Source organism: Streptomyces sudanensis (genome assembly GCF_023614315.1).
Taxonomy (GTDB): Bacteria; Actinomycetota; Actinomycetes; order Streptomycetales; family Streptomycetaceae; genus Streptomyces; species Streptomyces sudanensis.
On record NZ_CP095474.1, the window covers coordinates 1,656,090 to 1,656,528 of the forward strand.

Here is a 439-nt window from a genome sequence, read left to right on the forward strand (position 1 = left end):
GCGTCANATGTGTAGCCCCGGAGCAGTCCGCCCCGGCGCAGGAGGCCCCGCAGGCCGCCCCGTCGACCGAGACCGAGACCCCGGCTCCCGCCCCGACCGCCGAGGCCGCCGCCGGCGGCGGTTCGGCCGAGGGCACCGAGGTCGTCCTGCCCGCGCTGGGCGAGTCGGTGACCGAGGGCACCGTCACGCGCTGGCTGAAGCAGGTCGGCGACTCCGTCGAGGCCGACGAGCCGCTGCTGGAGGTCTCCACCGACAAGGTCGACACCGAGATCCCCGCCCCGGCCTCCGGCGTCCTGCTGGAGATCGTCGTCAACGAGGACGAGACCGCCGAGGTCGGCGCCAAGCTGGGCGTCATCGGCGCCGCCGGGGCCGCTCCGGCCCCCGCCGAGGCCGCCCCGGCCCCGGCCGCGGAGCAGGCCGCGCCGGCTCCCGTCCAGGC

The 439-nt window shown here is 78.1% G+C and carries 1 protein-coding gene; it reads left to right on the forward strand.

The genetic code is table 11. From position 1 onward, the window contains the following. Positions 1 to 7 precede the first annotated feature (7 nt). A partial coding sequence (locus tag MW084_RS07645; protein ID WP_338057713.1) for a biotin/lipoyl-containing protein occupies positions 8 to 439 on the forward strand: 432 nt, incomplete at both ends.